The organism is Delftia sp. ZNC0008, assembly GCF_000799035.1.
GTDB classification, from domain to species: domain Bacteria; phylum Pseudomonadota; class Gammaproteobacteria; order Burkholderiales; family Burkholderiaceae_C; genus Comamonas; species Comamonas tsuruhatensis.
Map to the genome: position 1 here is coordinate 70,820 of NZ_JTKZ01000068.1, position 17,246 is coordinate 88,065.

Annotated in this window: 14 protein-coding genes; 11 read left to right on the forward strand and 3 right to left on the reverse strand. The window is 66.6% G+C overall.

From position 1 onward, the window contains the following. Positions 1 to 96: 96 nt before the first annotated feature. From L995_RS02395 to L995_RS02435, 9 genes are all read left to right on the forward strand, one after another. Positions 97 to 1,935: a TonB-dependent receptor gene (locus L995_RS02395; protein ID WP_047468866.1), complete on the forward strand. Its 1,839-nt coding sequence runs from the start codon at positions 97 to 99 to the stop codon at positions 1,933 to 1,935. Positions 1,936 to 1,969: 34 nt separating this feature from the next. Continuing rightward, positions 1,970 to 2,461 carry a copper uptake system-associated protein gene (locus L995_RS02400; RefSeq protein WP_047327172.1) on the forward strand — a complete coding sequence of 164 codons (492 nt, stop codon included), beginning with the start codon at positions 1,970 to 1,972 and terminating at the stop codon, positions 2,459 to 2,461. 42 nt (positions 2,462 to 2,503) lie between these two features. Beyond that, positions 2,504 to 4,564 (forward strand): TonB-dependent receptor, encoded by a 2,061-nt coding sequence (locus L995_RS02405; protein ID WP_047468756.1) that lies wholly within the window; start codon positions 2,504 to 2,506, stop codon positions 4,562 to 4,564. 99 nt (positions 4,565 to 4,663) lie between these two features. After that, positions 4,664 to 5,131: a copper chaperone PCu(A)C gene (locus L995_RS02410; RefSeq protein WP_013803107.1), complete on the forward strand. Its 468-nt coding sequence runs from the start codon at positions 4,664 to 4,666 to the stop codon at positions 5,129 to 5,131. A gap of 10 nt (positions 5,132 to 5,141) precedes the next feature. Further along, entirely contained in the window at positions 5,142 to 5,627 is a 486-nt protein-coding gene (locus L995_RS02415) for a DUF2946 family protein (protein WP_046239726.1), read from the forward strand. A 149-nt stretch (positions 5,628 to 5,776) separates the two neighbouring features. Continuing rightward, on the forward strand, positions 5,777 to 6,724 hold the full coding sequence (locus tag L995_RS02420) for an MbnP family copper-binding protein (RefSeq protein ID WP_047468762.1): 948 nt from the start codon (positions 5,777 to 5,779) through the stop codon (positions 6,722 to 6,724). Further along, positions 6,724 to 7,923, forward strand: coding sequence for a methanobactin export MATE transporter MbnM (locus tag L995_RS02425; RefSeq protein ID WP_047468766.1), 1,200 nt, complete (start codon positions 6,724 to 6,726; stop codon positions 7,921 to 7,923). The genes L995_RS02420 and L995_RS02425 overlap by 1 nt, the downstream gene beginning before the upstream one ends. Position 7,924: 1 nt before the next feature. Next, on the forward strand, positions 7,925 to 9,163 hold the full coding sequence (locus L995_RS02430) for a hypothetical protein (protein WP_047468769.1): 1,239 nt from the start codon (positions 7,925 to 7,927) through the stop codon (positions 9,161 to 9,163). Next, complete coding sequence (locus L995_RS02435; RefSeq protein ID WP_047468770.1) at positions 9,160 to 9,660, forward strand: copper chaperone PCu(A)C; 501 nt, start codon at positions 9,160 to 9,162, stop codon at positions 9,658 to 9,660. The genes L995_RS02430 and L995_RS02435 overlap by 4 nt, the downstream gene beginning before the upstream one ends. Positions 9,661 to 9,745: 85 nt before the next feature. Here the strand turns inward: L995_RS02435 and L995_RS02440 are convergent, their stop codons facing one another. After that, positions 9,746 to 10,648 carry a LysR family transcriptional regulator gene (locus L995_RS02440; RefSeq protein ID WP_047468773.1) on the reverse strand — a complete coding sequence of 301 codons (903 nt, stop codon included), beginning with the start codon at positions 10,646 to 10,648 and terminating at the stop codon, positions 9,746 to 9,748. A gap of 132 nt (positions 10,649 to 10,780) precedes the next feature. On the opposite strand from L995_RS02440, the gene ycaC reads away from it, so the two are divergent. Both ycaC and L995_RS02450 read left to right on the forward strand, forming a co-directional pair. Next, positions 10,781 to 11,407, forward strand: a complete 627-nt coding sequence (gene ycaC / locus L995_RS02445) for an isochorismate family cysteine hydrolase YcaC (RefSeq protein ID WP_047468776.1) — start codon at positions 10,781 to 10,783, stop codon at positions 11,405 to 11,407. Positions 11,408 to 11,860: 453 nt separating this feature from the next. Beyond that, positions 11,861 to 12,199, forward strand: coding sequence for a hypothetical protein (locus L995_RS02450; RefSeq protein WP_052195740.1), 339 nt, complete (start codon positions 11,861 to 11,863; stop codon positions 12,197 to 12,199). Positions 12,200 to 12,219: 20 nt separating this feature from the next. Here the strand turns inward: L995_RS02450 and L995_RS02455 are convergent, their stop codons facing one another. Next, positions 12,220 to 12,633, reverse strand: a complete 414-nt coding sequence (locus tag L995_RS02455; protein WP_197065099.1) for a type IV pilin protein — start codon at positions 12,631 to 12,633, stop codon at positions 12,220 to 12,222. A 95-nt stretch (positions 12,634 to 12,728) separates the two neighbouring features. Next, positions 12,729 to 17,234 (reverse strand): pilus assembly protein, encoded by a 4,506-nt coding sequence (locus tag L995_RS02460; RefSeq protein ID WP_047468778.1) that lies wholly within the window; start codon positions 17,232 to 17,234, stop codon positions 12,729 to 12,731. Positions 17,235 to 17,246: the final 12 nt, after the last annotated feature.

A 17,246-nucleotide genomic window follows, 5' to 3' on the forward strand; every position in this document is an offset into this window, starting at 1 on the left:
CAACGCTTCACCTGCATTCCGGCCGTTTTCCACAGGTCCTCCATCGCCTCGGCCCTTCTCACACTGGCTGCCGGCGCGCATGCCCAGGAGCCTCAGATGGCCCCCGTCACCGTCAATGCCCGCCCCGTGGTGGAAGAGATGGAGCTGGATGCGTTTTCCTCCAACTCGGCCGTGATCGCCCAGGACCAATTGCGCGACCAGAACGCGGTGGACCTGGCCTCGGCCCTGCGCCGCACGCCCGGTGTGCAGATCTCGCGCTACAACCCCGTGGGTGCCTTTGGCGGCGATCAGGGCGGCGCCGTCTATATCCGCGGCATGGGTGTGAGCCGGCCCGGCAGCGAGATCAAGACCTATGTGGACGGCTTGCCGTTCTACATGGGACTGTGGAGCCATCCCCTGCTGGACCTGCTGCCCGTCAACGGCATGCAGTCCATCACGGTCTACAAGAGCCCGCAGCCCCAGATCAACGGCAACAACTTCGCCTCCATCGACTTGCTCACGCGCCGCGCCACCGAGGACGGCGTGCACGGGGATGCCAGGATCTCGGCGGGCTCCTACGGCACCCTCACCGAACAGGCCAGTCTGCTGGGCAGAAGCGGCAACCTGGATTGGAGCCTGGCCCAGGGCTTTGCGCGCTCGGACGGCCACCGCGCCAATGCGGATGGCCGGCTCAGCAACCTCATGGGGCGCATTGGCTACAGGCTGGATGCGAACTGGTCGGTGGCGGCCAGCTTCCTGCAGGTGGACAACAAGGCCAGGGACCCTGGCGACGCACGGCTTGCCGCTGCAGCGCTGGCCCCCCAGTACAACACCAAGGCGAGCATGTTCAGCAGCTCCGTGTCCCACGTGCATGGTGACTGGCGGGGCGAGCTCAAGCTGTACAGCAACCATGGCCGGGGCGACTGGCTGGACCAGCCCGCGCCGGACGGCGACAGCATCAACAAGTTCCGCATGAGCGGCCTGCGCTGGAAGGAACAGTTCTCGCCCTGGAGGGGGGCCACCGTCACTGCAGGCCTGGACCATGACCGCATTTCGGGCGATGCCTCTTTCAACCGCGTCGCACCAGCGCCGCAGGGATTTTTCCAGGCGCCCACCTTCAGGATCACCTCCCCCTATGCGGGACTCAGCCAGGAGATCCCGCTGTCGGCGACATGGAGCCTGGTGCCCTCTGCCGGCCTGCGCATGTACGACCACAGCCAGTTCAGCTCCAAGGCGGCCCCCCATGCGGGCCTGTCGCTGGCCTCGGAGCAGTTCACCGTCTACGCCAACCTGTCGCGCGGCATCAACTACCCCGGGCTGGAGACGCCGCTGCTGGCATCGCTGATTCCGGCCCTGGGCTCCACGTGGCAGCAGCTGTCCGCCGAGGAGATGGACCACGCCGAACTGGGCTTCAAGTGGACGCTGTCGCAGGCCACGCAGCTTGACGCCAGCATCTTCCACGACAAGGTCAAGAACCGCTATGTCTTCGGCTTTCCGCCCAATGTCCCGCCCCCGCCGCAGTTCATCAACCTGGGCGGCTACACCATGCGCGGCATGGAGCTGTCGCTGCGCCAGGCGCTGGGCGGCGGCTGGTCGGGCTTTGCCGGCCTGACGCTGCTGGACCCCAGCATGGACAACCTGCCCTACAGCCCGCGCCGCGCGCTGACGCTGGGCGTCAATGGCAAGGCCGGCCCGGTGCGGGTCGCCTTCGATGCGCAGTACCAGTCGGCAGTCTGGGCGCTGAGCCGCGCGCGGGGCGCCGATGCCGCCAACACCGAGCGCGTGGCCGGCTTTGCCGTGGCCAACCTGCGAGTGGCCTATCCGGTGCCTGCCCTGGGCAGCAAGGGAGAGGTTTTCCTGGCCGTGGAGAACCTGTTCGACCGCAACTACGCCTATCGCCCCGGCTACCCCATGCCCGGCCGCTCGGCACAGATCGGCGTGGCGGCCAGCTTCTGATCCCCCGCCCGCACAGCCCGCACAAGGAGCACGCATGAGACATCTTTCTTTGAGCAGCATCGCCCTGTCGATGGCCCTGGTCCTGGGCCTGCCCGCCATGGCGGCGGCCTCGGGCGCGACGCCCCCCGCCACGGCCGGATCGGCTGATGCGGCGGCCATCCGCAGCGTCATGATGGCCACCTGGGACAAGCCCGAGGCCAGGCTGGAGGTCGCGCCCATCTCCATCGAAGGCGGCCATGCGGTCGCCGGATGGATACAAGGCGATCGCGGTGGCCGGGCCCTGCTGCGGCGCGACGCGCAGGGCCAATGGCTGGTGGCCGTCTGTGGCGGCGATGGACTCAAGGACCCCAAGATGCTGGCAATGGCTGGCCTGTCTGCATCGGCCGCGCGCAGCCTGGCCAGCAAGGTCGTGCAGGCCGAGTCCGCCATGCCCGCCCCGCGCCGCGCCCTGCTGTCCCTGTTCGACGGCATGGTCCATATGGACGCGCAGGGCCAGCATCCCCCATCCGCACATCCGGCCCATTGAGCCGATCGCATCCTCCACACCATCCACCGTCTGCCTCACGTGATGTCTGTCTCCCTCTCCTTCTCGCGCAGCCCGCTGGCCCTGTCCATCACCCTGGCACTGGCCTCGGTGGCCCATGCCCAGGGCCTGGTCGCCCCCCAACCGTTGAGCCAGGACGACTCCGCCCTGACGCTGGGCACCATCCACATCACCTCCAAGGCCTCCGGCCCGCTGTCCACACGCAGCGTGTTCAGCTCCGTGGACATCGTGGGCGCGGACATGCTGGAGAACGAGCATGTGGACTACAGCTGGGAGCTGCTGTCCAAGGCGCCCGGCGTGCAGGTCACGCAGTTCAAGCAGGGCACGGATGCCGGGCGCTTCTCTTTCCGGGGCTTCAATGGCGAAGGCCGCATCAATGCGGTCAAGCTGTTGATCGATGGAATCCCCAGCAATGACAACGCCGGGGGCATGCCCTTTCTGGACGCGGTCTTCCCGCTGGACATCGAGGCCATCGAGATCGTGCGCGGCACCAATGACGCGCGCTACGGCCTCAACAACATCGCCGGCAATGCCAACGTGATCACCCGCACGGGCGGCAACGAGGGCCGTGCCAGCGTGACCGTGGGCAGCTTCGGGACCCAGGAGTTGCAGGTGTCCAAGGGCATCGAGAGCGGCAACTGGAGCCAGAACTACTTCCTGGCCTGGCGCGATTCGGACGGCTACCGGGACCATGCCGATGCCCGCAAGCTGTCCCTGTCCGGCAAATGGTTCTACACCTCGGACGATGGCCGCTGGCGCACCGGCGTGATCGCGCGCTACTACCGCAACAAGGCGCTGGAGTCGGGCTACCTCAGCTACGAAGAAGCCATCAAGGCGCCGCGCAGCTCCCCGGCCTACGCGGCGGCCGACCGTGGCGAGCGGGAAACCGGCCAGCTCAGCGCCCACCTGGATGGCGAACTGACGCCCGAGCTGTCGCTGTCCGCCAAGGTCTACGCCAACCAGTACGAGAACCAGCGCTGGGTGCGCTTCTCGGCAGCGGGATCGCAGCAGGAGCGCTACAACGACGAGCAGCAGCAAGGCGCCATCACCACCCTGACCTGGCGCCCCAAGGTGGCCTGGGCGCATGAATTCACGCTCGAAGGCGGTCTGGACGCCCAGCGGCAAAGCAACCTGGGCCAGCGCTACCGCACCACGGAGCGCGTGCGGACCTCGCAGTTCCGCGACTGGGACTTCGACCTCCATACGCAGGGCGCCTACGTGCAGGCCGTGATCCGCCCCATCGAAGCCCTGCGGATCATCCCGGCGCTGCGCGTCGACAATGTCGATGGCCACTTCATCGACCGCCTGGCCGGCACGCGCGCCCCCGTGCATGACTACGGCCTGATCAAGCAGCCCAAGATCAGCATCGCCTACACCCTGAGCCAGCAGGCCAGCGTCTACGCGAACTGGGGCCGGACCTTCCAGATCGGCTCGGGCATCGACGCCTACCGCACGCAGGATCGCAACCTCAGGCCCTCCATCAATGATGGCTGGGAAGCGGGCGTCAAGTTCTCTCCCCTGCCCTGGCTCAACGGCCGCCTGGCCTACTGGGAGCAGCGCGCCTCGGGCGAGGTGGCCCGGGTGCTGGGCGTGGACGGCCTGCCCGACCCGGGCGGCCTGGGCAACGTGGGCAAGACGCTGCGCAAGGGCTACGACATCCAGCTCAACATGAAGCCCCATGCCCGCACCACCGCCTGGATCGCCTACTCCCACCAGGTGGCGCGCATCACCGCGCCCGACCCCAGCGCACCCGCCACCCTGGGCAAGGAAATCGAGAACGTGCCGCACTACCTGGTCTCGGCCGGCGTGGACTGGCAGGCCACGGACCGGCTGAAGCTGTCGGCCTGGGGCAATGCCCAGGGCGACTACTACCTGGAGCGCACCAATACCCAGGGCCGCGCAGGCAAGTTCGCCGTGCTGAACCTGGGTGCCAGCTACCGGCTCTCGGACACCATGGACCTGGGCCTGCAGGTCAAGAACGTCACCAACCGCAAGTACGTCTACGCCTGGTATGACAGCGGCTCCTCGGGCTACTCGCCCGCCGACGGGCGCGGCGTCTATGCCAGCATGAACCTGCGCTTCTGATGGACACCTTCCAGCCGTCCACCGCACCAGTCGCGTACCAGTCACGCACCAGGCACGCACCCGACACACACGACATTTTTGCCAACGAAGGAGAAACCCATGAAACGCCACGTCCGTTTGCTTGCCCTCGCCGCCGCCATGATCAGCGGATTCGCCAATGCCCAGGTCAGCGTCAGTGATGCCTGGGTGCGCGCCACCGTGCCGCAGCAAAAGGCCACTGGCGCGTTCCTGAAACTGCAGGCCGCCCAGGACAGCAAGCTCGTCGCAGCGACTTCGCCCCTGACGCCGGTCGTCGAAGTCCATGAGATGGCCATGCAGGACAACGTGATGAAGATGCGCCAGGTGCCGTCCATCGCGCTGCCAGCAGGCAAGACCGTGGAGCTCAAGCCCGGCGGCTACCACGTGATGCTGCTGGACCTCAAGCAGCAGGTGCAGGAAGGCCAGACCGTGCCCCTGACCCTCATCATCGAAGGCAAGGACGGCAAGCGTGAATCCGTGCAGGTGCAGGCGCCCGTACGCCCGCTGGCCACCAAGGCGGCGCCCTCGGGCCACGATCACAAGCACTGACACAGGGCCCATGCGCTGCAGCAGCTTCCGCATCAAGCGCTGGGTGGCCTTCGGGCCACCCGCCTGGCCGTGGGCGTTGCCGGGCGCACGACAGCGGCGCGACCAGGGACGGCGCTTTGCCGCATGGATGGCTGCGGCGCTGCTGTTCGCCTTTGTGCACCCTGCCCTGGCGATGGTGCTGGCATCGGGCCAGGGCAGTGGCGACCCGCTGGCGCGGCTGGCCATGGAAGTCTGCACGCCCCTGGGACTGCAGCAGGCGCAACCGGTGTCTGCTGCAGGCGAGCCCAAAGCCGATGGTCAAACCACGGCCGCTGGCCAGGCGCATTGCCCGCTGTGCCGGGTCGTGGGCGATGCCCCTCCTGATGTGTCCCGCGCGGACCTGCGCTTTGCCGCGCCGCCGCCTCCCACCCCGCTGCCGCCCCAGGCCCTGCGCCCGCGGGACACCGTGCTGCGCGTGGTGCTGAGCACTCCCCCCAGGGCGCCTCCCCTTCCCTGAAGCCCGAAAGGGCCGCACGGGCGGCATGCCGTCGCCCATTCCCGAATTCCTTTCCCATGCCAAGCCGCGACCCGTGTCGCAGCCTGCAGGGTTACCCACGCCTGCGCGCAGCCATGGCCCCAGCGCAGGCACCAAGAAACCGTTTACCCATGCGTACCACTTACTTTGACAACTCCCGCTTTCCCCTCGCCCTGATCGCCACCGCGCTGCCGCTGCTGCTGGCCGCCTGCGGTGGCGGCGGAGGCGGTGACAACGGCCAGCCCACCACGCCCACCACGCCCACGGGCCCCCAGCCCGTGGCCATCGAGTTCGCCGCCAAGGCCGGCAACCTGCCCGCCAAATGCGGCACGCCCATCCCCGGCATGGGAACCAGCCAGGCCACGGTGGACCTGCATGACCTGCGCTTTTACGTCAGCGGCGTCTCGCTGATCAATGACAAGGGCGAGGCCGTGGCCGTCACCCTGGACGTCAACGACTGGCAGACCAAGGAGGTGACGCTGATCGACCTGGAGGACGGCACCGGCGCATGCGCCGACGCAGGCACGCAGGCGCAGAACACGCAGGTCAGGGGCACGGTGCCCGCAGGCACGTACAAGGGCATCAAGATGACCGTGGGCGTGCCCTCCTCGGTCAACCACACCGACTATGCTGTCGCACCCAAGCCGCTCGATGTGCAGGCCCTGGCCTGGTCCTGGCAGGCCGGCCGCAAGTTCGCCCAGATCGAGGTCAACCCCGTGGGCGGCGTGGCCCGCCCCGCGCCGGCCGCCCCCGGCAAGACCTTCTACGTCCACCTGGGCTCCACCGGCTGCACGGGCAACCCCGTGACCGGCGAGACGGTCAGCTGCGCGCGTCCGGACCGCATGGATTTCGGGTTCGGCGATTTCAATGCCGGCACCCAGAAGGTGGTGCTGGACATAGCGCAGCTGCTGCAGGGCTCGAACGTCAAGGAAGACCTGGGCGGCGCCGCCGGCTGCATGTCCGGGGCCACCGATCCGGAATGCGTGCCCATCTTCAGCGCGCTCAAGATCGATCTGACCACGGGCCGCTCCATCAATGAAGGCAGCGGCCAGACCGTGTTCCGTACCGAGGCCAAGTAATGCACAAGCCCCATTCGCTTCGGCGGGTGGCGGCATGGACCGCCGCCCTGTGCGGCCTTGCCGGGGCCATCGCCCTGGCGGGCTGCGGGGGCGGCGACACCGCCGTCCACGATGACTCCGGCAGCAGCACGGGCTGGTCCTGGGTGCTGCCCTCCTTTTTCCCCACCCCCAAGGTGCCCGACACCAATCCCATGACGGCAGAGAAGGCCGAGCTCGGCCGCTTTCTGTTCTATGACAGGCGCCTGTCGGGCAACGGCACGCAGGCCTGCGCGAGCTGCCACATACAGTCCAAGGCCTTCACCGATGGCCTGACGACCTCACTGGGCTCCACGGGGCACGCACATCCGCGCAACGCCCAGAGCCTGGCCAACGTGGTCTACAACGCCACGCTGACCTGGGCCAACCCCTCGCTGGTCACGCTTGAAAAGCAGATGGAGACGCCGCTGTTCGGCACGGACCCGGTGGAGATGGGCGTCAACGACAACAACAAGGAGGAAATCCTCGCGCGGCTGGCTGCCGACACCGGCTACGGCCCGCGCTTCGCCAGGGCCTACCCGGACCAGGCAGCGCCCATCACCTGGGGCAATGTGATCCACGCCATCTCGGCATTCCAGCGCACCATTCTTTCGGGCAACAGCAAATATGACCAGTACCTCAAGGGCAGCACGGCACTGAACCCGGCCGAGCAGCGCGGCATGAACCTGTTCTTCGGCGAAAAGGCCGAATGCTTCCACTGCCACAGCAGCTTCAACTTCAACGACCAGATCGTGCACGCGGGCAGCCGCATCGTCGAGACCCCGTTCCACAACACGGGCCTCTACAACATCGGCGGCACCGGCGCCTTCCCCGAGCCCAACCGGGGCGTCTACGAACTGACCCAGCTCTTCAAGGACATGGGCAAGTTCCGCGCGCCCAGCCTGCGCAATGTGGAAGTCACCGGCCCCTACATGCATGACGGCAGCATCGCGACGCTGGAGGAAGTGCTGCAGTTCTATGCAGCCGGGGGCCGCAACATCACGTCCGGCCCGCATGCCGGCGACGGGCGCGCCAACCCCAACAAGAACGACTTCATCAACCAGATCGCCCTGACGGCCGACGACCGCGCCGACCTGCTGGCCTTTCTCAAAACCCTCACGGACCATGAGCTGCTCACCAACCCCAGGCTCGCCGATCCCTTTGCACAGCAGGCAGGCCAATAGCATGCAACGCACCTTCCTCGCGCAACGCACGCCGCTGGCGGCAGCCATCGCCATCGCCATCGCCTTGTCGGCAGGCAGCGCCGCCGCGCACACCCTGGATGACGGCATACCGCAGACCAACGGCCTGCGCATCGACATGGCGGCGGTGGCCGCCTATCTCCATGGCGATTCCACCTTGCCGGCGCCCAGGCTGGCCGGCACGCTGGGCCTGGGCGACACGCCTGACGACCAGCGCGGCTGGCGGCTGGAGCATGGCACCCTGGGCGCCGGCCTGCGCGTATCTCCCCAACTGGGGGCCAACATCGCGATGGGCTGGCACGACAGCGACCCAGCCCACGTGGAGGCCGCCTGGATGGAGGCGCGCAGCGGCTCAGACGCCGAACTGACCCTGGGCGCAGGCCGCAACCGCGTGCCCATGGGGCAGGTGCTCACGCGTGCCGGGCACTTCGACCGCTACGGCCAGATGCCGCTGGCCAAGCGGGCGGCCTTCAACGGCGACTGGATCGAGGATGGCGTCAACGCCGCCTGGCGTCCCCACCTGCAAGGCGCCATGTCCTGGCTGCAGGGCATTGACCTGGGGCTTTGGCGCGCCCGGCGCTTTCCCGGCAGCGACAACGCCGCCTGGGCGCCCGTCGTGCATGCCAGCGCCGCCTGGACCTCGGTGCAGGCAGACGTCTTCTACAGCCGGATGCAGCCCAAGGGCCGCGGCGCCTATGTGCAGCGCTCCAACAGCGGCCACATCCACACGGCGCCACAGTGCAACGCCAGCCTGCGCGACATCACCTGCTTCGACGGCACCGTGGACCTGGCCGGGGCCAGCGCCACCTGGACCACGCCGTTGCTAGGCGTCCAGCTCACCGCAGCAGGCATCTGGCGGCGCGAAAGCGGAAACCTCTATTCCCAGAACGGCGACACCCGCTACCAGGGCCGCACGCTGGGCGGCTGGCTGGAGGTGCTCTGGCAGCCGCACGCGCGCTGGGAATTCGGTGCCCGCCAGGAATGGCTCAGAAGCACCAATCGCGTCAGCGGGCCGGGCGCCCTGCTGGTGGCCACGGACGCCAACCTGCTGCCCAACAACCCATCGCGCCGCTTCACGGCCATGGCCGGCTGGCGCCCCGTCAAAAGCGTTCTGATCGCGCTTGAAGCCGGGCGCGAGCACATTGCCGGCAAAGGCCATACGGTGGCAGGCCTGCGGCTGATCTGGACCCCCGATGCCCTGTTGGAAAGGAACTGGAAATGACCACAATGCTTCGCCGCCAGGCGCTTGGAATGCTGCTGGGCACGGGCTGTACCCTGACACTGCCGCTGACGGCACGGGCCCATGACTTCCGGGCGGGAGACCTGGTCATAGACCACCCCTACGCCACGCCCTCCATCGCCGGCTCCAGCAACGGGGCGGCGTATTTGCGGGGGATCAGGAACAAGGGAAAGAACGCCGACCGGCTCATCGGGGCAAGCACGCCAGCGGCCACACGCGTGGAGCTGCATGAGATGAAGATGGAGGGCGACATCATGCGCATGCGCGAAGTGCCCTTCATCGAACTGCCCGCAGGCCAGGAGGTCCAGTTGCGCCATGGCCAGTCACACCACCTCATGCTGATCGGACTCACGCAGCCCCTGCGCGAGGGTGATCGCTTCGACCTGACGCTGCAGTTCGAAAAGGCTGGCGAATACAAGGTCAAGGTCTGGGTGCAGCAACCCAAGCGCATGCCATCCGGACACCAACACCCGCATTGAACGGACATGCGGCAGGAGCCGTGCCCCACAGGTCGAGATGCAGCCATGAACTGCTGCAATCGCCACCATGGGGCTTGCCGGCAGCTCAGTCTTCGTCCAGCGCCTCAAACCGCTCGGCCAGGAAATCCAGCAGCGCCCGCACGGCCGGCAGCAGCCCGCGCCGAGAGGCGAACACCGCGTGGATGATCTCGCGCCGTGGCGCCCAGCCCGGGATGACGTGGACCAGTTCACCGCGCGCGATCTGCTCGCGCACCATCATCGAGGGCAGTTGCACCACGCCCACCCCCGCCAAGGCCGCCGCGCGCAGCGCCAGCATGCCGCGCGTGACCAGGCGCGGCCGGTGGCGGATGGCCGCCTGCGTGCCGTCCGGGCCGATCAGGTGCCACACATGCTCGTGCTGCGGCAGGCCCAGGTCCATGCTCGGCAAGCCTGCCAGATCGGCGGGCACCTGGGGGATGCCGCCTGTCAACAGCTGCGGGCAGGCCACCAGGCATTGCCCGCGCTCGGCGAGCATGCGCATCACCAGGTCGCTGTCTTCCAGCGGCGGCGGGCGCACGCGGATGGCAACGTCGATTCCTTCGCCCACCACGTCCACGCGGCGGTTGGTTTCCTCGAGGTGGATCTCCACGCGCGGATACGCGGCCATGAAGGCCGCCAGCATGTCGGCGATGCGCGCATCGAGCAGCGCCACCGGGCAGGTCATGCGCACGATGCCGCGCGGCTCGGCGTGGGTCAGCGCGATGGCCTCGTCGGCGGCGTCGGCCTCCACCAGCATCGCCTTGCAGTGGCCGTAGTAGGTCTGGCCGGTCTCGGTGACGGCAAATCGCCGCGTGGAGCGCTGGATCAGGCGCGTGCCGAGACGCTCCTCCAGCTGCGCGATGCGCCGGCTCAGCTTGGATTTGGGCATCCCCAGCGCGCTGCCCGCGGGCGCAAAGCCGCCGTGGTCCACCACCTGCACGTAGTAGTAGAGGTCGTTCAGGTCTTTCATTGCACACCGTCTTCATCGTTCCTCAGATAAGACTCTGATGGCAAATATTAACGACTACCGCGTTCATCGTTCAAATCCTATTCTCCTTCCATCAGCCAAGACCTTTGTCTGGGCGACCCAAGGAGATTCACCATGACCAAGCCCTACGTCCGCCTGGACAAGAACAACGCCGCCGTGCTGCTGGTAGACCACCAGACCGGCCTGCTGTCCCTTGTACGCGACATCGACCCGGACAAGTTCAAGAACAACGTGCTGGCGCTGGCCGACATCGCCAGCTATTTCAAGCTGCCCACCATCCTGACGACCAGCTTCGAGAACGGCCCCAACGGACCGCTGGTGCCGGAGCTCAAGAGCCAGTTTCCCCAGGCGCCCTACATCGCCCGGCCCGGCAACATCAACGCCTGGGACAACGAGGACTTCGTCAAGGCCGTGAAGGCCACGGGCAGGAAGCAACTGATCATCGCCGGCGTGGTGACCGAGGTGTGCGTGGCCTTCCCGGCACTGTCGGCCATCGAGGAAGGCTTCGACGTCTTCGTGATCACTGACGCCTCCGGCACCTTCAACTCCATCACCCGCGATGCGGCGTGGAATCGCATGTCGCAGGCCGGCGCGCAACTGATGAGCTGGTTCGGCGCTGCCTGCGAACTGCACCGCGACTGGCGCAACGATATGCAGGGGCTGGGCACTCTGTTTTCCAACCACATCCCCGACTACCGCAACCTGATCACGAGCCACACCACGTTCACACAGGGCAATTGAGTCCAGGGCAGGACGGCCCGCCAGCGACTCGCGAGTTTGTCAGCCGGACTGCAGGCTTGCGGCGTCTCCCAGGCCAGGGGCAGAAGTCATTACACTTGTCGCCAAGCCGAAAGGCCCGGTGTGTCGTAACACCTATCTGGAGAGGTTGCAGCCCCCACCTTCAAGCGGGGTTTTGTCATGCCCAAATTTAAGAGGCTGGTGCGCCCGTGCGCGCCAGCCTGCATGGTTTCGGGCGAGATGGGCCTACCCGCGAGGATGGCCGCACGGCTCCGGACGTGTTACGAACATCTCGTCCACCCGTCGCCCTTCGTAAGGCAGCGTGTGGTGCTCAATGAGCCCGGAGCAAGAACCATGACCGCATCTTCACCCGCTTCCCGACCACCCCCTTCCCTCACCACCCGCCAAGCGGGAAAAGCCAAGGCTTGCCGCAGGCATCGCAGGACCCACTGCACCATGCGGACCGCTCTGGCCTTCATGCAGCGATCCCTGGAATTCCTGGTACGCGTGGCAGGCGAACACGACAACGCCAACTACGACGACGACGGCACCGATGCCGATGTGGAGCTGGCCGTGGAACTGGCGCTGGAGCACATCAGGCGCCTGCGCGCAGCGGGGCCCATGGAGCGCGAGGCCTTCGCCCAACACTGGAACATGGCGGCGGCCGCCATCCGGCTGGGGGCGCTTGCCTACGGCCGAACCGACAGCACCTACTACCGCATGCTGGGCTTTGTGCAGCAGCAGTTCGAGGTGTCGGCGGCCATGGTGGAATTTGTGGATGAGGCACAGGACTGAGGCCCCGGCCCCGGTGGCGCTCAGCGCCAGCAGTCTCCCACCGTTCCCAGGGGCGAGATGCCCTTCACGCCCAGGGCGTTCAGGGTGTAGTCGCCGCAGCGCCTGTCCGATGCCTGGCGGCCTGTGCGCGTGGCCTTGAGCGTGTAGCCGCCGTCATTGGCGGCCGTGGCCATCGTCAGGGTGTAGTGGCCGTTCTCGGACTTGTCCCCCCAGGGCAGCCTGAGGTTGGCGACGGAGCTTGTGTAGCCGCCGTTCTGCGCCCGCCAGCGCTCCTGCCGGGCGGCGGCCTCGCCCAGCAGGCTTTGCGCTTCCACGCGCCGCGATCGCAGCACGTATTCCTGGTAGGAGGGGTAGGCGATCGCCGAAAGAATGGCGATCACCGCCACCGTGATCATCAGCTCGATCAGCGTGAATCCATGTAGCTTGCTGCGCACGCATTTCTCCTCTGGGGCCCGCAGGGCCAGCCAGACGGCCGGGGCCGGCAGGCCCCTGTGTGTAGTGGATGGGTGTGTAGTGGATGGCATGGCGGTCACGGGTTCGCTGGCTGGCGGCGCCAGCTCTGTCGCCCCCGGTCCACTCCGCTGTTGATATCGTCGCCCCCGGTCTTGACTGGGTCTCCTGCCCCGCTTGGCTTTCCGCTGGAGTCGAAGATCTTCGCGCCGCTGATGGTGGGCTTGCCCGGCCCCACCTCGCGGCCGTTGACCTGCTGGCCTGCCAGGTTGTCGGAGGCGTTGAAGATGCCGTCGCCGTTCACATCGAAGGCGACATAGTCGGTCTTGCCCCCGGTGTCGGGATCGATGGCGTAGATCGTGCTGGCCAGGCCTGCGGAGCAGGGGTCGCCCAGCGGTGGCCGGATGGAGGTGAACACCAGCCCCCGCCCGTACAGGCTCATGTCGTAGACCAGTCTTTCTCCGTCGCGCGGCAGATCGACGTACCAGCCCCAGCTGTGCACATTGGAGTCGGCGGTGCTGGTGGCGTCCTTGTACCAGGTGACCGGGTTGGCCGACAGGGCGAACTTGCCCGGAAAGCCGCTCACCTGGGTGAACTGCTGGGCCTGCAGATCCCCACGCCCCTTGCCGGCGGTAGGCAGCGGCTGCGGCGCAGTCGTGGCGGGTGTGCCGTAGCGATCCCAGACGCCGAACACCGATTGCCGGCGCATGTCCAGCTTGTCGTCATCCGTCATGAAGCGGCCCGTGCCGAAGGCCACCACATCGCCCTTGCCGCTGGAGTGCCGCACCACGTAGGGCGCGGTGGTGATGGACAGCCGCTTGCCGCCGCTGCGTTCGGACTCGCGTGCCACAAAGAACAGTTGCGCATTCCATGAGCCGCTGGCACCGCTGGCCAGGTCCACGCGCCATACATTGCCCGCAAGATCACCGGCATAGGCCAGGTCCACCTTGCCATCGCCGTTGTTGTCCACCACGGCGGCGCGCGACAGGCCGTTTTTCGGCGCAGGCAGCGCGTTCAGCTCCGCGGCCGTCATGCCTGCCGCGAAATCAAAGCGCCGGATGACCTCGCCACTGGAGACATCCAGCACAAACAGGCTGGACTCGCCGGAGGCGCTGTTCGACGCCTGGTAGCCATTGGACAGGAATACCACCCACCTGCCCTTGGACCGGCCGGCATCGTTGAGCCGCGCAACGACAGGCGCGGGCATCGAGTAACCCATGCGGTCGTCCTGTTCAACCCCGAACTCCCACAGCAACCGGGGGGAGGTGGGGTCCGTGACGTCCAGCGCGAAGACCTGCCGCCCGCCCGCGCCCAGGCTGCCGACCAGCACCCTGTGCCAGGCGTTGCCGAAGTAGACATCCGAGACCACGGGCGTCCCGTCCACGAAGTAGCGGTGGGGAGCGCCGCCCGCGCCATACCGGGACGCCAGGACATTGAGCGAATCCTTCACGCCCGATGGAATGAAGGCGAACTCCTCCTTGCCCGATGCCGCGTCGAAGGCGTGCAGCATGCCGTCGTTGGCACCCACATACAGCATCTCCTTGGCAGCCTGTTTCGCGGCAAAGGCGGCATAGGTGGTGCTGCCCTCCAGCTTGTCCGCGGCGGAGGCGCGGTACAGGCCGCCCTTGACCCGCACCAGCGAGGAATTGACGATGTCGCCCAGCACATTGGGCTTTCCGCTGGCCAGGGGCTTGCGCACGCGCAAGTCATCGCGCACCTCGCCACGCAGGAACTCGATGCGCTTTTTTGCCTGGCCATCGGCGGAGTTCGTGGCCGGGTCCGTGTTGAGCACGGCCAGCCAGGACGCATCGGAGCGCTGCCCGCTGAGACTGGAGTACGTGAAAGGGCTCAGCGACACGGCACTGCCGGTCCTGCTGGGATAGTAGATCTTGCGGTCATCGGCGGACCGCGCCGACAGGAGTTCCGCCGCGCTCCAGACCAGCGTTCTGTCGCTGGTGGTGAGCTTCTCGCGGATGACATCGCCGCTCCAGTACTGGACCTCGAACGTGGTCCGGTACAGGTCGGCGCCTTCGCCCAGTGTCGCCGTGGGCATGTCCACGCTGACCGCCGTCACGGAACTGATGCTCTGCAGGATGTCGTTGAACGCCTTGGTCAATTGGTCCTTGAGCGTGCCGGCATTGGTCACCAGAAAATAGTTGTCCGGATCTCCCGTGATCTTGGAGGGGTCGCGGTCCGGCACACCGTACTTGGCGGCATACCACAGCGGTCCCTTCAGGAAGCTGCCCGCGTCGGTCGCATTGCCGGGAGTGAAGCTGCGGGTGGCCGTGAGTCCCAGGTTCGAGCATTCCGTGCGCTGCTGGGCCGAGATGCTGCCCCGGCAGTAGCCCGGATCGCGATTGGGGGGCGTGTTGTAGGCGTAGTAGGCCGAAGCCGTGTCCTTGTCACGCACCTCCAGGTACATGCCGTCCTTGGTGGTGCCCGAGATCACATAGCCCATGTGCTGCCCCAGGCCGCCAGAGGCGTATTCGGACACCATGTCGATCTTCACCGTGCCATCGGCCTGCAGCGCGACCGTGTAGCGCGCGATGGCGTCCATGTCATGGTCGGCGCCCTGCTCCACGTCCTCGTAGTTGATGCGGAACTCCGCATAGGGACGCCCGCCATTGACCGAGGCATCGATGTCCGCCTTGCCCGTGTTGGCAATGTTGACCACGTAGTAGTCGACGATCTGGTTGGTCGGCGTGAAGACCGCATTGTTCACGGTGCTGCCACCGGCACTGCCGGAGACGGTCTTGGCAAACGGCGCAATGGTCACAAAGCGCTTGCCGCCGATCGGAAAGCGTATTTCCGGCAGCGGTGACGCAATGGCCACGGAGTAGGTCCTCAGCGCATTCTTGCCCTGGCTGTTGCCGAAGATGGCATTCCTGGCGCCGAAACGGGCCACACCGGCGGCATAGTAGGTGCCTTCCTTGCTGGGCTCCTCGGGAGACAGGCCGCGCGCCCAGGACAGGTCTGCAATGGTCTTGACCGAAGGAGCCTGGTCGGCATTGGCCGACGTTGACTGGCCGATGAAGAAGTTCTTCCCGTCCATGCGCTCTGCCGAGCCGATGGCCGCCACCTCGTCAGAGACATTGAAGCCATTGAGGGCGCTGGCGCCGAGGCTCGCGTAGCGGCTGCCGGGCAGCTTGCCGTCGTAGGAGGGATTGATGTCGCTGAGCACCGTCATGACGGGACGGGAGCAGTACTGGTAGCCGCCCCCGCCTTCGGCCTTGGCCTTGTAGGGCGTTTCCCAAGCGGGCTTGGACAGGCCCAGGGACGCATCCTTGGAGGAGCCGCCGGCGTAGTCATAGATGCCGAGGGCCTGGGACGCGCCGCCGAAATAGCGCATGGTCTCGAACATCATCTCGCTGATGGGATTGCCCCACATGGCACACTTCGAGGGCTTGTCCAGCGAACTGATGGGGCCGGACGTGATCCAGCCGCATTCCACGTATTTGCCGCCGGTGTAGCCGATCAGGCGCTGGCGGTCTATGTTGGCGACCACGCCATTGACAGCCGTCCTGAACTGGCCCGTCTGAGGGTCGACCTCCTCTGCGAAATTGCTGATATTGCGACGCAGCACGCCGCCGGCGATGTTTTTCTCGTACGAGCCTGTGAGCAGGCCGAAGTACATCTTCCCGTTCTCTCCGAAGTCGTGCAGCAGCCCCGTGGGCTTGTAGATGGTCTTGCCGCCGTTGGGATAGGCCTTGCAACTGCCCTCGAGCAACTGGGCATTGCTGCTGGAGCAGGCCTCCACAAGCAGGTTGTAGTCGGTGATCCTGCTGGTGCCTCGCGCGCACGAATTGCCGCCTGCACAGTTGCTCTGCCCTGCAAAGCCCTCCTGGGACACCCAATCCCAGATCTGGAACGAGGAGTCATTGAGCACGCGCAACTGGGTGACGGCGTCAGTGGTCTCCTTCAGCGTGGTGACGGCAAACAGATGGCGCGTGCCGACCGCCGGCGGGCGCAGCGGCGCATAGTCCGAAATGCTGTAGACCTCGAGATCCCGCGCAGGGTCATAGGCCTTGCCCCAGCTGTGCGCATCCCTGGGAATGTAGGCGGTCTGCAAAACGGTGCGCGAAGCCGTGTCCTCCGCACGCATGCCGCCATAAAGCACGCGGCGTATGGCGTCCATGCGCGATGTGCCCAGATAGTTCAGGAAGTCGCCACTCCAGTTGTTCGAGCACTTTTTCCTGTTGCTTCCGGTCGCTGCCTGCGAGGGCACGAAAACACCCTTGGAATAGCTGTAGCAGACGTTGTTGTTGAAGTAGCCGTAGTAGTCGATCTGGTCCGGCTTGTACCCGACATCGATCACACCGTCTCCGTTGAGGTCGGAGGCATCGTTGTAGGCCTCGTAGTACAGCTTGTGGTCACGCCCCATCACCAGCATGTTCAAGGGCGCCAACGCCTGGTTCACGAACAGCGGCATCTGGGACAGCACGGTGTCCGCGCGCCCCTGGGCATGCGCCGGCGTACTGGCCAGTGCCAGTGCGCACGTCCACAGCGCCAGGGCCGGCCACGCGAGTGCCCGGCCCTGGCGCGCCCTCGGGCCATGCCTGGTTTTCCAACTTGCAATGCGAGCCATTGAAGCTCCCTC